This is a genomic window from Polynucleobacter hirudinilacicola, from assembly GCF_002192535.1.
Classification (GTDB): domain Bacteria; phylum Pseudomonadota; class Gammaproteobacteria; order Burkholderiales; family Burkholderiaceae; genus Polynucleobacter; species Polynucleobacter hirudinilacicola.
The window spans coordinates 1,035,703-1,056,954 of the sequence record NZ_NAIA01000003.1 but is presented as its reverse complement, the minus strand read 5'-3'; the positions used below and the strand labels follow the sequence as shown (position 1 = coordinate 1,056,954).

General features: G+C 46.0%; 17 protein-coding genes and 2 tRNA genes. 13 read left to right on the top strand and 6 right to left on the bottom strand.

Features of this window, described 5'->3' with window-relative positions:
• Window positions 1-16: 16 nt before the first annotated feature.
• Window positions 17-2,449: a penicillin acylase family protein gene (locus B6A14_RS09330; RefSeq protein ID WP_236635710.1), complete on the bottom strand. Its 2,433-nt coding sequence runs from the start codon at window positions 2,447-2,449 to the stop codon at window positions 17-19.
• 161 nt (window positions 2,450-2,610) lie between these two features.
• Between B6A14_RS09330 and B6A14_RS09325 the strand changes: the two genes are divergently transcribed.
• Together B6A14_RS09325 and B6A14_RS09320 are read left to right on the top strand one after the other, a co-directional pair.
• Window positions 2,611-2,699, top strand: a tRNA-Leu gene (locus B6A14_RS09325).
• 148 nt (window positions 2,700-2,847) lie between these two features.
• Complete coding sequence (locus B6A14_RS09320) at window positions 2,848-3,192, top strand: hypothetical protein (protein WP_236635709.1); 345 nt, start codon at window positions 2,848-2,850, stop codon at window positions 3,190-3,192.
• Window positions 3,193-3,195: 3 nt separating this feature from the next.
• Here B6A14_RS09320 and B6A14_RS09315 read toward each other — a convergent pair whose 3' ends face one another.
• Genes B6A14_RS09315 through B6A14_RS09295 form a run of 5 tightly spaced genes read right to left on the bottom strand, consistent with a single transcriptional unit; the run spans window position 3,196 to window position 7,349 of the window.
• Window positions 3,196-3,609 carry an ExbD/TolR family protein gene (locus B6A14_RS09315; RefSeq protein ID WP_087910179.1) on the bottom strand — a complete coding sequence of 138 codons (414 nt, stop codon included), beginning with the start codon at window positions 3,607-3,609 and terminating at the stop codon, window positions 3,196-3,198.
• A gap of 2 nt (window positions 3,610-3,611) precedes the next feature.
• The gene (locus tag B6A14_RS09310; protein ID WP_087910178.1) at window positions 3,612-4,304 is read right to left on the bottom strand and encodes a MotA/TolQ/ExbB proton channel family protein; all 693 of its coding nucleotides are present in this window, start codon (window positions 4,302-4,304) and stop codon (window positions 3,612-3,614) included.
• A 7-nt stretch (window positions 4,305-4,311) separates the two neighbouring features.
• Entirely contained in the window at window positions 4,312-4,986 is a 675-nt protein-coding gene (locus B6A14_RS09305) for an energy transducer TonB (protein ID WP_236635708.1), read from the bottom strand.
• Window positions 4,987-4,994: 8 nt separating this feature from the next.
• Window positions 4,995-5,801: a glutamate racemase gene (murI, locus tag B6A14_RS09300; RefSeq protein WP_087910176.1), complete on the bottom strand. Its 807-nt coding sequence runs from the start codon at window positions 5,799-5,801 to the stop codon at window positions 4,995-4,997.
• A 24-nt stretch (window positions 5,802-5,825) separates the two neighbouring features.
• Window positions 5,826-7,349: a fumarate hydratase gene (locus B6A14_RS09295; RefSeq protein ID WP_087910175.1), complete on the bottom strand. Its 1,524-nt coding sequence runs from the start codon at window positions 7,347-7,349 to the stop codon at window positions 5,826-5,828.
• Window positions 7,350-7,524: 175 nt separating this feature from the next.
• On the opposite strand from B6A14_RS09295, the gene acs reads away from it, so the two are divergent.
• The 11 genes from acs to nadB all read left to right on the top strand — a co-directional run bounded on the left by acs (window position 7,525) and on the right by nadB (window position 21,250).
• Window positions 7,525-9,498 (top strand): acetate--CoA ligase, encoded by a 1,974-nt coding sequence (acs, locus tag B6A14_RS09290; RefSeq protein ID WP_087910174.1) that lies wholly within the window; start codon window positions 7,525-7,527, stop codon window positions 9,496-9,498.
• A 61-nt stretch (window positions 9,499-9,559) separates the two neighbouring features.
• Window positions 9,560-9,650: transfer RNA gene (locus B6A14_RS09285), tRNA-Ser, on the top strand.
• Window positions 9,651-10,028: 378 nt separating this feature from the next.
• Entirely contained in the window at window positions 10,029-10,928 is a 900-nt protein-coding gene (locus tag B6A14_RS09280; RefSeq protein WP_087910173.1) for an HD-GYP domain-containing protein, read from the top strand.
• A 94-nt stretch (window positions 10,929-11,022) separates the two neighbouring features.
• Entirely contained in the window at window positions 11,023-13,443 is a 2,421-nt protein-coding gene (locus B6A14_RS09275; protein WP_087910172.1) for a DUF748 domain-containing protein, read from the top strand.
• 10 nt (window positions 13,444-13,453) lie between these two features.
• Window positions 13,454-13,678 carry a hypothetical protein gene (locus B6A14_RS09270; RefSeq protein ID WP_087910171.1) on the top strand — a complete coding sequence of 75 codons (225 nt, stop codon included), beginning with the start codon at window positions 13,454-13,456 and terminating at the stop codon, window positions 13,676-13,678.
• A gap of 203 nt (window positions 13,679-13,881) precedes the next feature.
• Window positions 13,882-15,684: an NAD(P)H-dependent oxidoreductase subunit E gene (locus B6A14_RS09265; protein ID WP_087910170.1), complete on the top strand. Its 1,803-nt coding sequence runs from the start codon at window positions 13,882-13,884 to the stop codon at window positions 15,682-15,684.
• A 52-nt stretch (window positions 15,685-15,736) separates the two neighbouring features.
• Window positions 15,737-18,631: a formate dehydrogenase subunit alpha gene (fdhF, locus tag B6A14_RS09260; RefSeq protein ID WP_087910169.1), complete on the top strand. Its 2,895-nt coding sequence runs from the start codon at window positions 15,737-15,739 to the stop codon at window positions 18,629-18,631.
• Between the two features lie 105 nt (window positions 18,632-18,736).
• Window positions 18,737-18,979 (top strand): AbrB/MazE/SpoVT family DNA-binding domain-containing protein, encoded by a 243-nt coding sequence (locus tag B6A14_RS09255; protein WP_087910168.1) that lies wholly within the window; start codon window positions 18,737-18,739, stop codon window positions 18,977-18,979.
• On the top strand, window positions 18,979-19,320 hold the full coding sequence (gene mazF / locus B6A14_RS09250) for an endoribonuclease MazF (protein ID WP_087910167.1): 342 nt from the start codon (window positions 18,979-18,981) through the stop codon (window positions 19,318-19,320). Before B6A14_RS09255 ends, mazF begins: the two co-directional genes overlap by 1 nt.
• Before the next feature lie 14 nt (window positions 19,321-19,334).
• Complete coding sequence (locus tag B6A14_RS09245; protein WP_087910166.1) at window positions 19,335-19,550, top strand: hypothetical protein; 216 nt, start codon at window positions 19,335-19,337, stop codon at window positions 19,548-19,550.
• Between the two features lie 41 nt (window positions 19,551-19,591).
• Entirely contained in the window at window positions 19,592-21,250 is a 1,659-nt protein-coding gene (gene nadB, locus B6A14_RS09240; protein ID WP_087910165.1) for an L-aspartate oxidase, read from the top strand.
• Window positions 21,251-21,252 lie beyond the last annotated feature (2 nt).

Sequence of the window (21,252 nt, the reverse complement as noted above, 5' to 3'; positions counted from 1 at the left end):
GTGCTGTTCATAAGCCTTATTTGTTATTCAATTCAAGTTGGCGCTGAGTCTTTTCAGGTTTCATCTGTAATCGCAGGTATTCATTATTCGCCCACAGGGGGTTCATATTGCGATAGAGCTTGCTTTGTACCCAGCCAGATTGACCAGTTTGGTAAATAAACAGTGACTTCTCTAGGTCTGCAAGGTCATAGATTGCCCGCATGCTAGGGCCTTGAACAGTTTCATAGGGGTTGGTAGATTTCAGGAGTTGAAGTCTGCCAACATTAATAGAGAAGGCATCTCCAGGAAAAGGAGTCTTTAGATTGAAGAGGTCACCCAATACTGGAACTTTGCTCAGCGGTCGATGCTCTGATGTAGCGGTATGCGCTTTGCCCCATGTCCAACCTTTGGGGTCACTACCATATTGATTATTTAAATAATCCAAAGCCTTATCAAGAGCATTATTAGAGGAGTCTAAGCAAGACTCTGCTTGATTGGTTTTGGGGTCATCACACCAAGAGCTATCAGGGTTTTGCAAGGCAAGGATGAGGGGTTGTCTAAAACTGCGCGAACCATAGCTCTCGGTAAACAAATAACTCAGGCGTGAGAATAGATTGCGAGTCAGCTGATCTGCCCAAGCATTAAAAATCAGAGCGCCAGCACTATTGATCGTCATATCCCCATCAAATTTTTGAATGATTTCTTGTGCTTGTAGGGCAAGTTTATGATTTGATTTGCTCGATTTAAATAAGTCTAATAAAGGAGTGGCACCAAGAGACAGGGTGTCTGCCTGCATGGCTTTCATTGAACCGAGGTCATGACTACTTCGAGATTTAATGAGCTCAACAATACGGTCATAACGCGTTGGCAAATCCCAATCCGCCGTCAATGGATTGGGATCGTTGGTGGCCATGATTCTTTGATTGGCAGTAGCAATCCAGCCCTGTTCGGGGTTATTGCTTGCCGGTAGCTGTTCAAAAGGAACATAGCCAGTCCAATCGTATTGCTTCTCCCAGCCCAGAGCTGGTGCCAGACCATAGAGTCCTTGGTGTAAAACACGCTTAGGAGCAATACCGGCAGCTTGATAGCTGATATTGCCTTCAGCATCTGCCATCACCACATTTTGCATTGGGGCATAGTTTTTGCGTAGCGCTTGCTTAAAGGTATCTAAATCTTTGGCACTATTCATTTCTAAAAGGCCAACAACGGATTGATTCTCGGTATCGAGTGCTGTCCAACGCAACGCTAAGGCAAATCGCTTGGTATCGATGCTGCGCTTGGCACGCGCATAGGAATCTGAAATAACAGGACCATGACGGGTCTCTTTTACCAAGAAGGTGATGGATGGCGAACCTTTGACGTCGATGATCTCTTGATGCACTTTAAATGGGAGTAGGCCATCGGGGCCACGATACATACCTGGATTACTTGGATCTATTTGCTCAATATACAAGTCTTGCACATCGGGATTGGTGTTGGTAAAACTCCAAGCAAATTTATCTGTTCTTCCTAAAACTACTCCTGGAATGCCCGGTAGAGTTCCGCCGATGACATTCATTCCCGGTGCATCGAGGTGAGCAAAATACCAAATAGCTGGAGCCGATAGACCCAAATGAGGGTCGTTCGCTAGCAAAGGCTTGCCACTTGCAGTGAGCTTGCCGCCTAATGCCCAGTTGTTTGACCCAATGCCATCTTTTCCACCTGGAAGATCAAGAGAGCCGAGCTCAGTTGTAGGAAGTTTTTTGGATTTTTCTTCAGATGGACCCGCTGCAGGATTAAATGCATTCAGGTCTTTATAGAGCTTTGCAAAATCTACATTACTTACAGGGCTACCGACTTCGTAGGGCGGCAATACTTCCCAAATTTGTTTTGTGCTGAGGAACTGCGAGAGTTCAAAGCGTTGTAATTCTTTATCCCAGTTTCCGCCAAGATCGTAGGCCATCATGAGCATCCAGGCGACGCTATCCGTTGGCGACCAATGGCCAGGTTTGGACCCTGCTAGAAAATATTCCACTGGTAGCGCCCAGCCTAGTTGAGCATTGCCAGTATTCACACCATCAGCATATGCTTGCAGTAAACGTTTAGCTGCCACAGGATAGCGATCAAATTGACGCTCGGCAGCGCGCTTAATACCGAGTGTACGAATAAAGCGATCAATCTTGACAGTGTCGCTACCTAAAATTTCTGAGAGGCGACCGCTAGCCAAACGGCGATTGACCTCCATTTGCCAAGAACGCTCAGTAGCATGTAAATAGCCTAGGGCAAATAAGGCATCTGCCTGAGTGTTGGCTTTGATATGAGGCACATCGCTCTCATCAAAAGTAATGACAACAGAGTCACTCAGATTTTTGATTGTTCTTTTGCCAGCAGGGGAGGATTGAGCAAAATATAAATAAGCCAGAACAATCAAAACTGCAATGACCAAGAGACTGCCGCCAATGAACAAAGAGCCCCGTATAAACGAGCTCATGGCCTTGGACTTTCCTTGCAATTTCATGGGGGTAGTTTAGTGCTTTTATAGGCTAGCCCACTGGGCATGAAGATCCCTGGGGCTTCAGGCTAAGGCCCCTCTGGCGTGCTAAAATTCTGTTTGTCTTGATTTATTTAGCGCAGCAGTTTCTGTTTGTGCGAGCCCGAGTGGTGAAATCGGTAGACACAGCAGATTTAAAATCTGCCGACTCAAAAAAGTCGTGCCGGTTCGATTCCGGCCTCGGGCACCAGTATTTCAATTGTTTCCTCATTCAGATCTTGAGAACATTTCATTTAATCTTCCTGTTATTGCTCTCTTGCACAATGACTCCAGTGATGGGGCAATCTGCTTTCTTTGACTGTAAAAGATCCGAAAGGGATTTTGTTGAAGAGTATTCCATGCAGCTGACGCTTGCATCAAAGACCCAAAAGGCAAAAGTCTATTTAGATGACCGGGATTTGGATCAGTCTGATGCCTTTGGAACGCAAGTTGTGAAGAGTGTCACACTTGCTAAGCCAAATATTTTTATAGTAATAGAGGCTAGTTTTCCAGCCGAGAACCTCATGGGTGTTCAATATCCTGCTGGCACAGTTTTAACCCACATCACTCTTGATCCAGCGACTGGGAAGTTAAAGAAGGTTGAAAAAATACAGGGCGGTATTTTGGGTGCATCTTTAGGAAACGGCACTCACGTGAGTGAAGAAACCTGTTTCCCAGCTAAAGCACCCTCAAAACCACGCTAGAACTTAATCAGGCTCGGTTACAAAGCCCAACTTCGTTAACCCAGCGCGACGAGAGGCCGCTAGGACTTGAGCGACGTACTCATATTTCACGGATTTATCAGCACGCAAGTTAATTTCTGGTTGCGGCTCTTTCTGAGCAGCTTTCTCGGCATAGCCATCAAAAGTTTTTAAATCAATTGCAGTGCTGTTCCAGAAAATTTGACCCTTACCGTCAATGCTGAGTTGAACAGATTCTGGTTTGACCTCATTACGCACGCTATTGGCTTTGGGCAGCTCAATCTTTACTGCTTGTTGTATGACGGGTAGGGTGATGATGAAAATGATCAATAGCACCAACATCACATCAACCATTGGTGTCATATTGATCTCAGACATGATGCTGTCATCACTCTGATCATCTTGAATATGAAAGGCCATACTTATTCTCCTGACTTCACGCGCGCACCTGTCACAAAGTAGGCTAAAAGATCATTTGCAAAGCGATTGAGGTCAGCCACCATTAATTTGTTAGCGCGATTAATGGCGTTAAAAGCCAGAACGGCAGGAATCGCCACCGCTAAACCCAGGGCAGTCATAATGAGTGCCTCACCAATTGGGCCAGCAACTTGGTCTAGCTGTGCGCTACCCGAGCTGCTAATTGCAATAAGGGCGTGATAGATGCCCCATACGGTACCAAACAAGCCAATAAACGGAGAAATCGCACCGGTAGAGCCGAGGAAAGTTAACCCTTTCTGAAAACCTGCTGCAATTCCATCAATGCTGTTCTTCAGGCTTCTAGCCATCCATTCAGAGTAATTGAGGGTTTGCAATAGTTCACGATGATCATGAGCTTGATTCTGATGATGCGCAGATGCAGTCGCTGCAGATTTAGCAAGGTGATAGTAAGGATTCAGCGCATGACTGCTAAAGGACTGTAAACCTTGATCATAGGATGTGGCGCGCCAGAATTGATCGAGCTCAGGCTTGAGCTTGCGAAGATTGCGTAGCTCCCAAAAGCGGCTGAGCAAAATGACCCAAGTGACAATTGAGCAGATGATAAGTGCGATAGCCACAAAGCGGGTGATGAAGTCGCCTTCAAGCCAAAGATTTGCTATGCCAAATGGTGTATTCATAATGTGTTTACTTGAGATTAAATTTAATTAAGAGATTGGTAGAAATTCTTTGTGGTGAACCATTTACTAAAAAAGGCTTGAAGCGATAACGTCTTCCGATTTCACTAGCAGCGCGATCAAGTCTGGGAAAATTGCTCGATTGCAAAAGGGCAATTTCTTCAACGATGCCCGTTTGATCGATAATTAAACGCACAATAACTGTACCCTGTTCTCCAGACCTTTTTGAGAATGAGGGATAGTACTGGTCCGCATCGGGTTGGTAGAGCACCTCCAGTTTACCAATGTCGGTCTGAATTGGCGTGCCGCTTGCTCCGCCAGTAGTAGAGGGTGCCACCGCAGCATTTTGGGCTTGGGATTCACTCTTAGTCTCTGCTGGCTTCTGGGATGCCGTTGACGATTTTGGTTCTGCTGGCGCTGGAGTTGGAGTTGGTTTCTCCTCTACCTTTTTCTTCGGCTCTTCTTTAGATTTGGGTGGTATGGGTTTGGGCACAGCAGGTGCTTCCTGGCTTTTGGCTGGTGAAGGGCTCACTAAATTTGCCATCATCCGCGTGTCATCTATCTTGGGTGGACGCGCGCTGAGATGAATGAACTCCAAAGCTGGCAAAGCATGCAACACTAAAACGATAGCAATAATGACCCGCTCTGATTTGGTAAACGGTAGACGAGAGTCTAGTTTTTGCATGAAGGTGCTCATGACACTTCACCCAACAATGCTGAATCAATTGCATATATATTTAAATCGCTCGTGAGTAAATCTTGGGACATACTTAGAAGCGAGGCATCATTTTTACTGCTGATAAATAAAACGGAGCTGCGTTTTGCAGAATGAGCATCTTGTGGCAATGACTCAAGTACTCGTTTCAGTTGCCTTACCACAGCATCGCTCGTATCAATTAAGCTAACGCTGTCACCTAAAAGTTTGCGGATAGATTTTTTAAGGAAAGGGTAGTGCGTACAACCCAAGACCAAAGTATCTGAGCCAGCATCCAAAATAGGTGCAAGATGTTTACCTAATAGCTCTAACGTTTCCTCACTATCTGCCTTGCCCGCCTCAATTAGAGGGACAAGTCCCGCGCCAGCCTGCTTAATGAAACGACAGTGATCCGGAAGAGTTGCTAATAGCGCATTGAATTTATCGCTCTTGAGAGTTGCCTCAGTTGCTAAGACTCCTACGATCCCGTTTTGCGATTGCATCGCCGCAGGTTTAATCCCTGGTTCCACGCCAATGATCGGAATATCTAATGCGGCGCGGATCTGTTTGATTGCTTCAGCAGTAGCAGTATTACAAGCTACAACGATGGCATCGCAGCCTTTACTTGCGAGATGTTTACATAAAGCAAGGCTGCGGGCAGTAATCCAGTCGCTAGATTTTTCTCCATAAGGGGCATTCGCTGAGTCCGCAAGGTAGATATAGTCGTGCTGCGGAAGCTGACGCAGAGCCTCGTCCAAAATGGATAAGCCTCCAACGCCAGAATCAAAAACCCCTATGAGTGCCAAAGCGATCTAGCGATATGATCTTGGTTAAGCAATTTTGACTGGAATACCAGCAATTTTTGCTTGCCATTCTTGAGGGCCAGTCTCATGCATAGAGATGCCTTCAGAATTAACGGCAACGGTTACTGGCATATCTTTGACATCGAATTCATAAATGGCTTCCATGCCGAGGTCAGCAAAGCCAACGACTTTGGCAGACTGAATCGCCTTAGATACCAAGTAGGCGGCGCCACCAACGGCCATGAGATAAGCGGATTTATGTTTCTTGATGGCTTCAATTGCAACCGGGCCGCGCTCAGCTTTACCAATCATCGAAATCAAGCCAGTCTGGGCAAGCATCATCTCGGTGAATTTATCCATCCGAGTTGAGGTGGTAGGGCCTGCAGGACCAACTGCTTCATCACGAACAGGATCCACTGGACCAACGTAATAGATGATGCGATTTTTGAAGCTCACTGGAAGTTCTTCCCCTTTGGCCAACATATCGGCAATCCGTTTATGGGCTGCATCACGACCAGTGAGAATTTTTCCATTGAGTAATAAGGTATCGCCTGGTTTCCAGCTTGCTACCTGTTCAGCAGTTAATGTATTGACGTCGACATGTTTCGATTTTTGGGTGTCTGGTGTCCATGTGACATCTGGCCAATCAGATAAAGAGGGTTTCTCTAACTTCGCTGGGCCATCGCCGTGTAAATGGAAGTGCACGTGACGAGTGGCTGCACAGTTCGGAATCATTGCTACAGGTAGTGACGCAGCATGGGTTGGGTATTCCATGATCTTAATATCGAGCACAGTTGCCAAGCCACCAAGACCTTGGGCGCCGATGCCCAATTTATTTACTTTGTCATAAATCTCAAGACGCAGCTCTTCAGCGCGCGTTTTAGGACCACGGGCAATGAGTTCCTGAATATCTACTGGACCCATTAAGGATTCTTTTGCCATCAACATGGCTTTTTCTGGAGTGCCGCCAATACCAATACCCAGAATTCCAGGAGGACACCAACCTGCACCCATGGTGGGAACAGTTTTCACTACCCAGTCGACGATGGAGTCTGATGGATTGAGCATCACCATTTTGGCTTTGTTTTCTGAGCCACCACCTTTGGCGGCGCAGATCACTTCAACATCATCACCTGGAACAATTTCGTAATGGATGACAGCGGGGGTGTTGTCACCTGTATTTTTGCGCTTGCCTGCTGGGTCAGCTAAAACTGATGCACGCAGTGTATTTTCTGGATTGAGATAGGCACGGCGAACACCTTCGTTCACCATCTCAGAAACGCTCATCGTGGCATCAGGCCATTGGACATTCATACCAATTTTCATGAATACGACAGCAATGCCCGTGTCTTGGCACATTGGGCGATGGCCTTCAGCGCACATCCGACTATTGGTCAAAATTTGGGCCAGTGCATCTTTGGCGGCTGCGCCTTGCTCAAGCTCATAAGCCTTACCCATGGCAGTAATAAAGTCCTTGGGGTGGTAGTAAGAGATGAACTGAAATGCATCGGCAACGCTTTGAATCAGGTCGTTTTGTTTGATATTTGTCATGGTTTTTGGCTTATTTCCACATTATTAGTAAGGTTTGACCTATTTTAAGGGTTTGCCATAGAGCAAATCCCGGGTGTTTTCACTTATCTTCTAAGGTTCCGAGGGTCTAAACCCATCATTTTGCGGTATTTTGGCAAAAATAGATTATTGATTATTAGATAGAGGGCAGCGAAGCATGGAACCATTAAAGCAAGAAAACCGCGTATTTAACCCACCCGCAGACTTTGTAAAGGGTGCTGCTATTCCGGGTATGGACGCCTATCAGAAGCTTTGCGCTGAAGCGAATCAGGATTATGACGGTTTTTGGGGTCGGCTTGCTAAAGAAAATCTCTATTGGAAAAAGCCATTTACTAAAGTTTTAGACGAATCTAAAGCGCCTTTCTATAAGTGGTTTGAAGATGGCACAACAAATGCCTCTTATAACTGTTTAGATCGTCAGGTTGAAGCTGGTTTAGGTGCTAAGACTGCCCTGATCTTTGAAGCGGATGACGGCACAGTGACTAAAGTGACCTATCAAGAGTTACTTGAGCGCGTTTGCAAAATGGCAAACGCAATGCGCAAGATGGGTATTAAGTCTGGTGACAGCGTCATCATTTACATGGCAATGACTATCGAAGGCATTGTGGCGATGCAAGCCTGCGCCCGTATTGGCGCAATTCACTCTGTAGTGTTCGGCGGTTTCTCTGCACAAGCACTGCGCGATCGTATTATGGACGTCGGTGCAGTTGCAGTGATTACTGCTGACGGACAGTTCCGTGGCGGCAAAGCATTGCCATTAAAAGCAATTTGTGACGAGGCTCTTTCCACTGGCGAATGCCCTAAGGTAAAGCATGTGATCGTTAGTAAGCGTACTGGCGCTGATATTGTGATGGCTGCAGGCCGCGATGTTTGGATGCAAGAAATCATGGCGAATGAAGCCGCGACTTGCGAGCCAGAATGGGTCAGCGCTGAGCACCCATTATTTATTCTGTACACATCAGGTTCTACTGGTAAACCAAAGGGCGTGCAGCACTCTACAGGCGGTTACCTCTTGTGGGCGATTCTCACAATGAAGTGGACCTTTGACATTAAGCCAAATGATGTGTTCTGGTGTACTGCTGACATTGGTTGGGTAACGGGCCACTCTTATATTACTTATGGCCCACTCGCTGTTGGCGCTACTGAGATTGTGTTTGAAGGTGTGCCAACTTATCCAAATGCTGGCCGTTTCTGGGACATGATCCAAAAACACAAAGCATCTATTTTCTATACAGCACCGACCGCGATTCGTTCATTGATTAAAGCATCTAGCAATGATCAAGCAGTCCATCCAAAGAGCTATGACTTATCTTCATTGCGCCTCTTAGGTTCTGTTGGTGAGCCAATCAATCCAGAAGCATGGATGTGGTATTACGAAAATGTTGGCAATTCTAACTGCCCAATCGCTGATACTTTCTGGCAAACCGAAACTGGCGGTCACATGATTTCACCATTGCCGGGTGCAACACCAATGATTCCAGGTTCATGCACATTGCCATTGCCAGGTATTCAGGCGGCTATCGTTGATGAAGCTGGCGTGGATGTTCCGAACGGTCAGGGCGGTATCTTGGTTGTGAAGCGTCCATGGCCTTCAATGATTCGTACCATCTGGGGTGACCCTGATCGATTCGTGAAATCCTATTTCCCAGAAGAGTTGGGCGGAACTTTATATCTTGCAGGCGATGGCGCAATCCGTAACAAAGATACTGGCTATTTCACCATTACCGGTCGTATCGATGATGTCCTGAACGTCTCCGGTCACCGTATGGGAACCATGGAAATCGAGTCTTGCTTGGTGGCTAATCCATTAGTCGCTGAAGCTGCAGTGGTTGGTCGCCCAGATGAACTCACTGGTGAAGCCATTTGTGTATTCGTAGTTCTTAAAGGCGGTCGCCCAACAGGCGAAGATGCTAAGAAGATTGCGACTGAATTGCGTAACTGGGTTGGCAAAGAAATTGGCCCAATTGCAAAACCAAAAGATGTCCGCTTTGGTGATAACTTGCCTAAGACCCGTTCTGGCAAGATCATGCGTCGTCTCTTGCGCGTGATTGCCAAAGGTGAAGAGGTTACTCAAGATACCTCTACGCTTGAAAATCCACATATCTTGGAGCAGCTAAAAGAGTCTGTATAAGCAAGCAGGCATCAGCTTTTGGCAGAAACCCTTTTGGCAAACGTATAATCAACGGCTGTACGGAAGGGTGGATGAGCGGTTTAAGTCACACGCCTGGAAAGCGTGCGTAGGTTAATAGCCTACCGCGGGTTCGAATCCCGCCCCTTCCGCCAAGTCTTTAGGCATTACCAAGGTCTTTACCAAAGCCATCCTACGGGGTGGCTTTTCATTTTTCTCGCCAGCGGTCATATAAGTTGGGGATTGAAAATCCTGTGATAGAGATTTGATAGCGCCCTAGGCGACAAAGAAACTTATCAAGCAACTTCAATAACAGCCGTGCTAGCCACTTATACAGTTGGCCTCTAAATAAGTTTATTTTGCTTTCCACACAAGACCACCCGCGGGTGGTTTTTTATTTATTTAAAGTCAGATAGAAAGTATTTTCTATGGGGGGATATCTATTTGCAGCTCTAATCCCTATCATTTTGCACCAAGGCAATTAATTTAGTGTTAGGATGATCCTTATCAGATTTCACCAAGGAGAACTCTGATTGCGTAAGAAATACATCCCGATTCATCGGCTCAATGCAGTCCTCATCGTCACAATTTGTGCTGGTGAAGCCCTGATTATGCTTATCCTTCCATCTCTTGGAACTCTATCGAATATAGCCACAGTTTTTGTGGATATCGCATTGTTAAGTTTGATCACCATCCCTGTTGTGAGATGGACGGTAACGCGACCAATGACAAAGTATTTGCATGACCTAGAGTCCGCTAAGCGCAAAATTACGGTTAGGGAGGATCAAATGCTATCTGCTTTGAATTCCTTGGCAGAGGCAAAAGATAATGAAACTGGTAGTCATATTCTTCGTACTCAGCAGTATGTAAAGCTACTTGCGTATCGATTGCAAAGCATGGGTTATTGTCCCGAGACTTTATCTGATGAGCATATTGAAAAATTAGTTAAAGTTGCTCCCTTGCATGACTTGGGTAAGGTGGGTATACCGGATCACATTCTAAAAAAGACAGGTCGTTTAACAGATGAAGAAAAATCACTCATCTATAGCCATGCATTAATTGGAGAAAATATTTTGGCCGCCGCGCAATCTGAAGATCTAGAAGTTGATTTGATCTCAACAGCTATGAGGGTGGCTGGTGCTCATCATGAAAAGTGGGATGGCAGTGGTTATCCAAGGAAACTTCATGGGGACAATATTCCAATTGAGGCTCGAATTATGTCTGTAGCAGATGTATTTGATGCTTTAGTCAGCACTCGTCCTTATAAAAAAGCATGGAGCATAGAAGAGGCTTATGCTGAAATTATAAGTAAGAGTGGAAGTGATTTTGACCCAGTCGTAGTAGAAGCATTCATCGCTGAGCGGCAAAATTTTGAGCATATTACTAAGCGGGTAACCACAAAACATCCACCATATTCATTATCAATTGAGTGATCCATGTATTTAATAATATGTGGGCGCAAAAGGTTGGATTCCCTCCCGCGCACTAAGTAACCGACCATCATTACGGCGTTTTTCGTTTCTGATTATGGTAATTAAATCATACCCTCGCTTAATAAAGTGGCTCACTAGGGTCATCATCTTGGTGCTTTCTTGCATCATGATGTTTTGGGCAGGAGCTCATCTCTTTGTCCCTGGCTTCATTAAAAAGTCTGCATCTGAATTGGGTGAGAGGATTGGTTACGTTGTTGCTTATCAAGACCTCAGTATCTCCCCCTTAAGACTTAAGGTAGAGCTAGATGGTCTTCATTTGGCAAAAGAGGGCGACTCTAAATTACTGGAGTTTAAAAAGCTGGTCATTACGCTGAAATGGACCAAACTCGTTCTTGGCGAAATCGGTTTTTCTGAGATTTTGCTGCAGGAGCCCAAGCTTGTGGTGGAGAAGAAGTTGCCCAAGGGTACTCAGTCAGGGGTCTGGAATTGGCAGGAGTTGATTGCTGCAATTGACAAGGTGGTGCCACCAGCAGATCCCAGCAAGCCTCAGAAGCCCATCAAAATATCGATCGACGAATTGAAGGTGAGCTCGGCTTCACTCCGTTTGCTGGATGACTCTTCTGGATTTAAAGAAGAGCTTAAGCCTTTTACGATGAAGTTACTTGATGTGGCGAACTACGATCAGCATGGAGTTGTGTCAGGCGTGCGCGGGCAATATGATTTCAATCTGGGTGCTTTGCAAGTATTAATACCGGGTATTAATAAAAGCGTCACCTATCAGCATGTTGCTATTACGGGCGGATTGGATAATTCACGTTCAGGTAATTTGGGAGTGCAGTTAAATGTGAAGTTAGATGATGGTGCCGTGCTCTCTCATTGGGATTTCAATACCGAAGCAAAATCAGTAGATGGTAAGTTAGAGATTCAGAATCTGGCAACTGCACCTATCATTCCACTTTTGCCGGCCAATAAAGAGCTAATAGGCAAAAGTGGTGCCATCAATGCAGAGCTTAGTGTGAAGCTTGGTGGTGATGTCGATTCAGTGACTGGTGATATTCATCTTGCGGATTTAGCGATTATCGAAATGGGTCAAAAAACGCCACTGATTGTTTGGAAAATGGCAGATATTCGCCAATTTGAATACCAGATGCTGAAGTCAAAACAAGGTGCTGGAAATGTCCTTGCAATTAACGAACTGATTGTTGATAGTCCAATTCTTCAATTTGAAATTAACGAAGAGGGATTTTCTAATTTCAGAAGGCTATTTGCTAAACCGGCAACAGATTCAAGTGCTGAGACAGCTAGCGCATCTCCAACTGACAACTCTGCTGTATTCAATTTGGATATTCGCTCAATGAATCTCAAAAATGGCGAAGTGTTCTTCTCTGATTTGGCGATGCGACCTCATTTCAAAGTGGATGTGAAGAGGTTCAATGCGACCTTACTGGGTGTGAGTAATACTCCTGGCCGTTTCGCTACAGTTGCGATGGATGGGGTAGTTGCCGGATCGGGAAGTATGAGGGCAAGGGGGCAGGCTTCGTTTGATGATCCGCGACGTAATCATGATATTCAGATGGGTTTTAAGAATCTGCCTTTATCTGCCCTTAACCCCGCTGCGATTTCATTTGCTGGCTACCAAATCGCTAGCGGTCGTCTCAATCTCAATTTAAATTACAAAGCAAAAGATGGTAATTTAAGTGGCAGCAATCAAATCATTATTAAAAAAGTAGAGTTGGGTGAAGAGGTGCCAGACTTCAAGGGTAAGAAATTACCCCTGAGTTTGGCAATAGCCTTGCTTGAAGATTCTGATGACACGATCGATGTCACAGTTCGTATTGCGGGCAATGTAGATTCCCCTGAGTTCAGCGCTAGCGGGTTGGTATGGCAGGCTATTAGCACTGTGCTGACCAATATTGCCACCGCTCCCTTTAGGGCGCTGGGTGCTTTAATGGGCTTAGGGGCAAATGAGGGGGTGAACGCTGTCCCTGGGGAAGCAGTTTTCTTAGTGGATGACCAAGATCGTTTAGAAAAGTTTGGCGAGTATCTTGTGAAGCGACCTAATTCCAGTATAGAAATTATTGGCACATATGATCCAGTGCAAGATAAGAAAGAGCTCGCGAGAGCAAAAGCGGACACGGCTATATTAATAGACGCTGGTTTTAAGTTGTCCCCAGGTGAACCTGTTCCAACCCCTAGTATGTCGGACCCTAGGGTTCAGGCTGGGCTTAAATCAGCTTATGCTCAATACATTGGACGCATCAAACTCGGACAGCGTCTTTTGATGCTGCCAGACAACGAGCAGCGCAACGAACAACTCCATGCTGAGCTCATTGCTGGCACTGAGATCACCGATGCCGAACTAAGAGAGCTAGCTCATGAGCGTGCCAAGATTGCGTACGGCTACATGATCAAAGCCGACCCGAGCTTAAAAGAGCGGATTCAGATGGGTGAAGTGAGGGCGGTAGGGGCTGGAAAAGAGGGTATTCCTCTCGATGTCGAGGTCAGAATCAAGTAGACTTGAGCCTATGAATTCAACAAAATTGCATATTCTCTCTATCGTCATGGTTCTGTCTGTGCTGGGTTTAACTGGATGCGGCTCCATTGAATCAGCTGCTCAAGACGATTGCACTTCAATTGGCTGGCAAATTGGCAGCAAAGGCTACCAGGATTGCTATAAAGCAAGGTTGTATGAGCGCAAGTTGGATTACTCCCTTCCTCCTGGCGATAAGCCATACCCATCCTTACTTTGATAGGGTAAACCCTTAATTCAAGTCCTTGAGCGCCGTCAAGGACTTAGGGTATTAAATAACCCAAAATTAAGCCTTATTTTGTATGTCTAAGGCATGCTCAGTGTCTGGCTGGGATTGATTTTTGATGCGCGAAATGCAAAAAACTCTGCCTTAGTACAAAGCAAAAAATAGCAATAAATATAAAAAATTAGAGACTAGAAAATATGAATCATCCGAAGCCTTCTGGAGAAGTCAAAGCTGTTGCGGTTGCAACTGCAGATGATTTACGAGAAACCATTCGTCGCAAGAGTAAGCTGAAGGGACGCCAGGCAGATGATGCATCCCTTGCAGAGGTCCGCAAATTAATTGGCAATGCGCCACATCGTCGCGACTTGCTCATTGAAAATCTTCACAAGCTCAATGATGAGTATCGTGCTTTGCATGATCGACATTTGGTTGCATTGGCAAAAGAAATGAATTTACCGATGGCGGAAGTGTATGAGGTTGCCACGTTCTATCATCATTTTGAAGTAGTACGCGGTAATGATCCTGTGGCGGATATCCTCATTCGTGTTTGTGATGGTATCGCTTGTGAATTGGCTGGCGCACAAAATCTGCTGGCAAAGTTACCGGATATCTTAGGCAACCCCAATATAAAAGTTGCTGCAGCTCCTTGTGTGGGCCGTTGCGAGCAGGCCCCTATCGCAGTAGTGCATCAGTACCCAGTGCTATTTGCCACAGTAGATAAAGTATCTGCCGCTGTCAAAAATAATCTCACTACCCAGCCAATGGCAAAAGACGATGCCATTTTTGAGCCGGCATCTCTAGCTGAGCAGGGTGTTTCCCCTCAAGGCGAGATGCAAGCAGTTTCTCCTGACTATGTTGGATATCAGTCTTATCGTGCTCAAGGCGGCTATGCTTTAGCTAAAGAAATCTTCGAAGGCAAGAAAGATGCTGAGAGCATCATCAAAGCAATGGAAAACTCTGGTCTTCGTGGTTTAGGTGGCGCAGGATTTCCGGCGGGTCGTAAGTGGCGTATCGTGAAGGATCAAGTTGCTCCAAAATTAATGGCAGTCAATATTGACGAAGGTGAGCCAGGAACTTTTAAAGACCGTACCTACTTAGAGCGTGACCCACATCGCTTTTTAGAAGGATTATTAATTGCGGCAAATGTAGTAGGCATTGATGCTTGCTATATCTATTTACGCGATGAATATCACGGCTGCAGGGAGTTGCTCGAGTCTGAGTTGGCAAAGTTGAAAGCGAATCCACCATTTAAGTTGCCGAATATTGAATTGCGTCGTGGCGCTGGTGCCTACATTTGCGGTGAAGAATCCGCCATGATTGAAAGTATTGAAGGTAAGCGTGGCGAGCCTCGCATGCGCCCACCTTATATTGCTCAAGTCGGCTTATTTGGGAGGCCAACGTTGGAGCACAATTTTGAAACGCTCTATTGGGTGCGCGATATTGTGCAACGTGGTCCGGAGTGGTTTAGTTCTTTTGGTCGCCATGATCGGAAGGGATTGCGTAGCTTTAGCGTCAGTGGCCGTGTTAAAAAACCGGGTGTGAAGTTGGCGCCTGCCGGTATTACCATTCAAGAGTTGATCGATGAGTACTGTGGTGGCATGCAGGATGGCCATCAGTTTTATGGCTATTTACCTGGTGGAGCATCTGGCGGCATTTTGCCCGCTACTATGAATGACATTCCACTTGATTTCGATACTTTGCAACCTTATGGATGTTTCATTGGTTCTGCTGCAGTCATGGTTTTCAGTAATCACGATAAAGCGCGTGATATGGCTTTGAACGTGATGCATTTCTTTGAGCATGAGAGTTGTGGTCAATGCACCCCTTGCCGTGTAGGCACTGGTAAAGCGGCTCAATTGATGCAAGCCAAATCCTGGGATCAAGAAACCTTAGAAGACCTAGCTACTGTGATGGTAGATGCTTCTATTTGTGGTCTTGGCCAAGCAGCACCAAATCCTATTCGTTGTATTCATAAATATTTCCCAGAAGAAGTTAAATAAAGAAGTTGTTGAACAAAAGAACTCAAAATCATCAGGGAACAACGAGACAAACATGAACGCACCCACCAATCCTAAAGAACTTGAACTGCAAACAGTTGAGTTTAAGTTAGACGGCAAGACGATCCTTTCTTATGAAGGTGAAACGATCCTTAAGGCTGCTAAACGTCATGGCATTGATATTCCCCATTTGTGTTTTAAAGATGGCTATCGCCCAGACGGTAATTGCCGAGCCTGTGTGGTTGAAATTAATGGTGAGCGCACTCTGGCGCCTAGCTGCTGCAGGAGCGCGACGCCAGGGATGGAAGTCAAGGCCAATAGTGAGCGAGCTGTAAAGAGTCAAAAGCTAGTTTTAGAGATGTTGCTATCCGATATGCCGGATGAGGGCTTTAAGTGGGTTGGTAGCAGCAAAGAAGAAGAGCAGCAGAATCAGCATGGCGAACTCAGTACTTGGGCTACGCGCATGGCTGTCACGGTTCGTCCTGAGTTAAAAGCATTGCGTCGCGAGAAGGTAAGTAGTGATATTTCTCATCCAGCGATGGCTGTCAATTTAGATGCTTGTATTCAATGTAATCGTTGTGTGCGTGCTTGCCGTGAAGAGCAGGTGAACGATGTGATTGGTTATGCCATGCGCGGTGCACATAGCGAAATTGTGTTTGATCTCAATGATCCTATGGGCGAGAGTACCTGCGTTGCTTGTGGAGAATGCGTGCAAGCCTGTCCTACAGGCGCCTTGATGCCAAAGGGGCTCATTGGCTCCCAAACAGTGGATCGCAAGGTAGACTCTGTTTGCCCATTCTGCGGTGTTGGTTGTCAGATCACCTACAACGTTAAAGATGACAAGATTGTCAGTGTCGAAGGTCGTGATGGTCCAGCCAATCACAATCGCTTATGCGTGAAGGGGCGCTTTGGTATGGATTACATCCATAACCCTCAGCGTTTAACGAAACCATTGATTCGTAAGCCTGGCGTACCCAAAGACGAAGCTTTGCTCGAAGGGAAGCAAGATTGGTCCGACATCTTCCGTGAAGCAAGCTGGGAAGAGGCTTTGGAGGCTGCCGGTGGCGGGCTGAAGAAGCTTAAGGATCAATACGGTAATAAAGTATTGGCGGGCTTTGGTTCGGCAAAGGGCAGTAACGAAGAGGCTTACCTATTTCAAAAATTGGTCCGCACCGGTTTTGGTAGCAATAACGTCGACCATTGCACCCGTCTATGTCATGCATCATCTGTCGCTGCTTTGCTTGAAGGCGTAGGTTCAGGTGCGGTCAGCAATCAAGTAAACGATGTTGAGCATTCCAGTTTGATTTTCTTAATCGGCTCTAACCCAACCGCAAATCATCCAGTAGCAGCAACTTGGTTTAAGAATGCGGCTAAACGCGGCGCAAAAATTGTGTTGTGTGATCCTCGCATGACTGAGATCGGTAAGCATGCTTGGCGTACGATGCAATTTAAGCCAGATACTGATGTGGCCATGCTCAATGCCATGATTTACACCATTATCGAAGAAGGTCTGGCGGATAAAGATTTTATTGAGAACCGCGCTAATAATTACGAAGCCTTAAAAGAAAACATTAAGGGTTATAGCCCAGAGAAAATGGCGCCAATCTGCGGTATTCCAGCAGAAACCTTGCGTGAGGTAGCAAGAGAGTTTGCTACTACTAAATCGGCAATGATTTTATGGGGCATGGGCGTTAGTCAGCACGTCCACGGTACCGATAATGCCCGTTGCTTGATTGCCTTGGTGAGTATTACCGGTCAAATCGGCAAGCCCGGTTCCGGATTGCACCCATTGCGTGGTCAAAATAACGTGCAGGGTGCTAGTGATGCTGGTTTGATCCCAATGATGTTCCCGAATTACCAGAGAGTAGATAACCCAGAGGCGCATGCTTGGTTTGAAAAATTCTGGGGAACTCCATTGGATAAAAAGCCTGGATATACCGTTGTTGAAATCATGCACAAGATCACTGCGCCTGATAGTGACCCGGATAAGATTCGCGGCATGTATGTCGAAGGTGAAAACCCAGCGATGAGCGACCCAGATTTAAACCATGCTCGTCATGCCTTGGTATCTCTTGAGCATTTAGTAGTGCAAGATATCTTTATGACTGAAACCGCATTGCTGGCAGACGTTGTTTTGCCTGCGAGTGCTTGGCCAGAAAAAGTAGGCACTGCCAGTAACACAGACCGCATGGTGCAGATGGGCAAGAAAGCTGTTGAACCTCCTGGGGATGCCAAGCCAGATCTTTGGATCATCCAGGAAATTGCTAAACGTATGGGGCTCAATTGGAATTACCAAGGTCCTGACGCAGGTGTCGCAGAAGTCTATGACGAAATGCGCCAGGCAATGCATGGGGCTATTAACGGTATTACATGGGAGCGCCTTGAAAAAGAGTCTAGCGTAACTTATCCATGCCTATCACTCGAGGATCCGGGTCGCCCAATCGTTTTTGACGACCAATTTGCTACAGCTGACGGCAAGGTCAAACTCGTTCCTGCAGACATCATTCCTGCCAATGAGAGACCAGATGCTGAGTATCCATTTGTACTGATAACGGGTCGTCAGCTAGAGCATTGGCATACCGGCAGTATGACTCGTCGTGCCACTGTGCTGGATGCAATTGAACCGATGGCTACCGTATCTATGCACGGTGAAGATATGACCCAGTTAGGGGTTACAGCGGGCGATGTCATTACTGTTCAATCACGTCGGGGTAAGGTCGGTATCCATGTGAGACGGGATGACGGTACACCTAGAGGTGTGATCTTCATTCCGTTTGCCTACTATGAAGCTGCAGCGAACTTGATCACCAATTCAGCGCTAGATCCATTTGGCAAGATTCCGGAGTTTAAGTACTGCGCCGTGAAGATAGCTAAGGGCGGTGAAGTGGCTAAGATCATGGGTTATGGCACAAACGCCCTAGGCGGATCTAAGGAAATGTCTAACGTTTAACTTGAAGAGACCCCTAAAACCCCGTCCTTATGGCGGGGTTTTTTCTTTTGACTTGCTTGCATTGGGTGATGTAGATACAATGTAGATACATTTAGAGGGGTTCATATGCAAACAATTATTAAAAAGTGGGGTAATAGCCCAGCTTTGCGTTTAAATGCTGCGGTGATGAAATCCGCCCAATTGAATATTGATCAGCTTGTCTCTGTAAAAGTACAAAAGGGTCGAATTGTGATTGAGCCAATGGCGAAACAAGAATATCCACTGGATGAGCTATTGTCCGGAATTACTGCTAAGAATTTACATGGTGAGGCCGACTTTGGTGGCCCCCTTGGTAAAGAGCTTCTCTAATGGTTAGAGCTTATGTGCCAGAAGCTGGTGATATTGTCTGGTTAGAGTTTGATCCTCAGGCAGGAAGGGAACAAGCGGGTCGTCGACCTGCTGTCGTATTGACACCAGAGGTCTATAACAAAAAAACTAATTTGATGATTTGCTGTCCATTAACAACCCAGATTAAAGGCTATCCCTTTGAAGTGTTGGTTGAAATAGATGGAGTTCAATCTGCGGTCTTGTCTGATCAGGTCAAGTCGCTTGATTGGAAAATAAGAAAAGCAAAATACAAAAATAAAGTGAACCCTGGAGTTCTAGCTGAAGTAAGGGCTAAGGCAAAGTCTTTGCTATCCATCACATAAATGCTGAGTACCTAATGTTAGAGCGTAATTTATTTAAATATGCGAGGGCTTTAGCCTCAGATAAGGATTATTCGGAAGAGGAGCAAATGCAATTCTTTGTTCGATTAGAGCGAGCTTGTATAGACAATCCAGATCTTCCGCCTACCTTTGTTGCCAATTGTTTAATGGCACTTTCTATATCTAAATTAGATGAATTACTTCCTTTTATGCCTCGTAATGCAGAAATTTAAGCGTAACCAATATTTCTAATGCCAGTTAGAATGATCCCTCTATGGCCAGTTCCAAATCCTCTGTAAATACCACTGCAAAAGCTGAGCTTCCTGTCCTGATCATTGGGGCTGGATTAGCTGGCTTGACTGTTGCCTTACATATGGCTAAAACCCAGCCCGTTATCTTGATGGCGAAACGCGGCTTAGGTGAAGCAGCGACTGCCTGGGCACAAGGCGGTATTGTGGGTGTTGTAGATAAAGAGCATGACAGTATTGATTCACATGTGGCTGACACATTAGATGCTGGCGCTGGTTTAGTCGTTGAGTCGACTGCTCGTTATATTGCCGAAGAGAGCGCTGAGGCACTTCGTTGGTTAGTAGAGCAGGGTGTCCCGTTCACCACCGATGAAACTGGGCCTATGGGTTTGCACTTAACTCGCGAAGGTGGCCATAGTCACCGTCGTATTGCCCATGCCGCAGATGCAACCGGAAAAGCCATTCATGAAGTATTGTTGGATAAAGCTAAGTCCCATCAAAATATTCGTATTCTGGAACATTGGATTGCGCTTGATCTCATTACCAATCGTCAACTCGATGCCAAGATACAGCGCACCGAGCCAAATCGTTGCTATGGTGTTTATGCCTTAGATATTAAAAATAATCGTGTAGAAACGATTCAAGCCAAATCAGTTGTGCTGGCTACTGGTGGCGTTGGTAAAGTCTATCGCTATACAAGCAACCCTGATACCGCTACAGGTGACGGCATAGCAATGGCATGGCGTGCAGGTTGCCGCGTGGGCAATATGGAATTTATTCAGTTTCATCCAACCTGTTTGTATCACCCCAGTGATCGCACTTTCTTAATTACCGAAGCCATGCGGGGTGAAGGTGGCTTATTAAAGCTTCCTGATGGCACCCGCTTTATGCCAGAGCATGATGAGCGCAATGAGTTAGCGCCTCGAGATATTGTTGCCCGTGCCATCGACTTTGAAATGAAGAAGCACGGTTTAGATTATGTGCATCTGGATGCTACCCATTTAGGTGAAGTATTTGTTAAAGAACATTTCCCCATGATTTATGCGCGTTGCCTCAGCTTGGGTTTAGATATCACCAAAGAGCCAATACCAGTAGTGCCTGCAGCCCATTACACCTGCGGAGGTGTGGTGACCGATTTAAAAGGCCGCACTGATTTACCTGGCCTATATGCGGTAGGTGAGGCTACCTATACTGGTTTGCATGGTGCTAATCGTTTGGCGAGTAACTCACTTTTGGAATGTGTGGTCATTGGTAAGGCTGCAGCAGAAGATATTTCGAATTCCAAGACACCAGCAATGCCAGATTTGCCTCTTTGGGATGAGAGCCAAGTGGAAGATGCCGATGAGCAGGTGGTGATTGCTCATAATTGGGATGAATTGCGCTCACTCATGTGGAACTATGTCGGCATTGTGAGAACCAATCGCCGATTGGAGCGCGCACTTCACCGAATTAAACTCCTCAGATATGAAGTTCAGGAGTATTACGCCAACTTTAAAGTAACACGCGACCTCATTGAACTCCGGAACTTATTAGAATGCGCAGAGCTCATCGTCAGATCAGCTCTGATGCGCAGGGAGAGCAGAGGGTTACATTACAGTCGTGATTACCCTGGGACTTGGGCGGTCTCGTACCCAACAATCCTGACACCGCAATCAGAGGGTAGTGAAGGGGATGAAAAGGCTTAGCC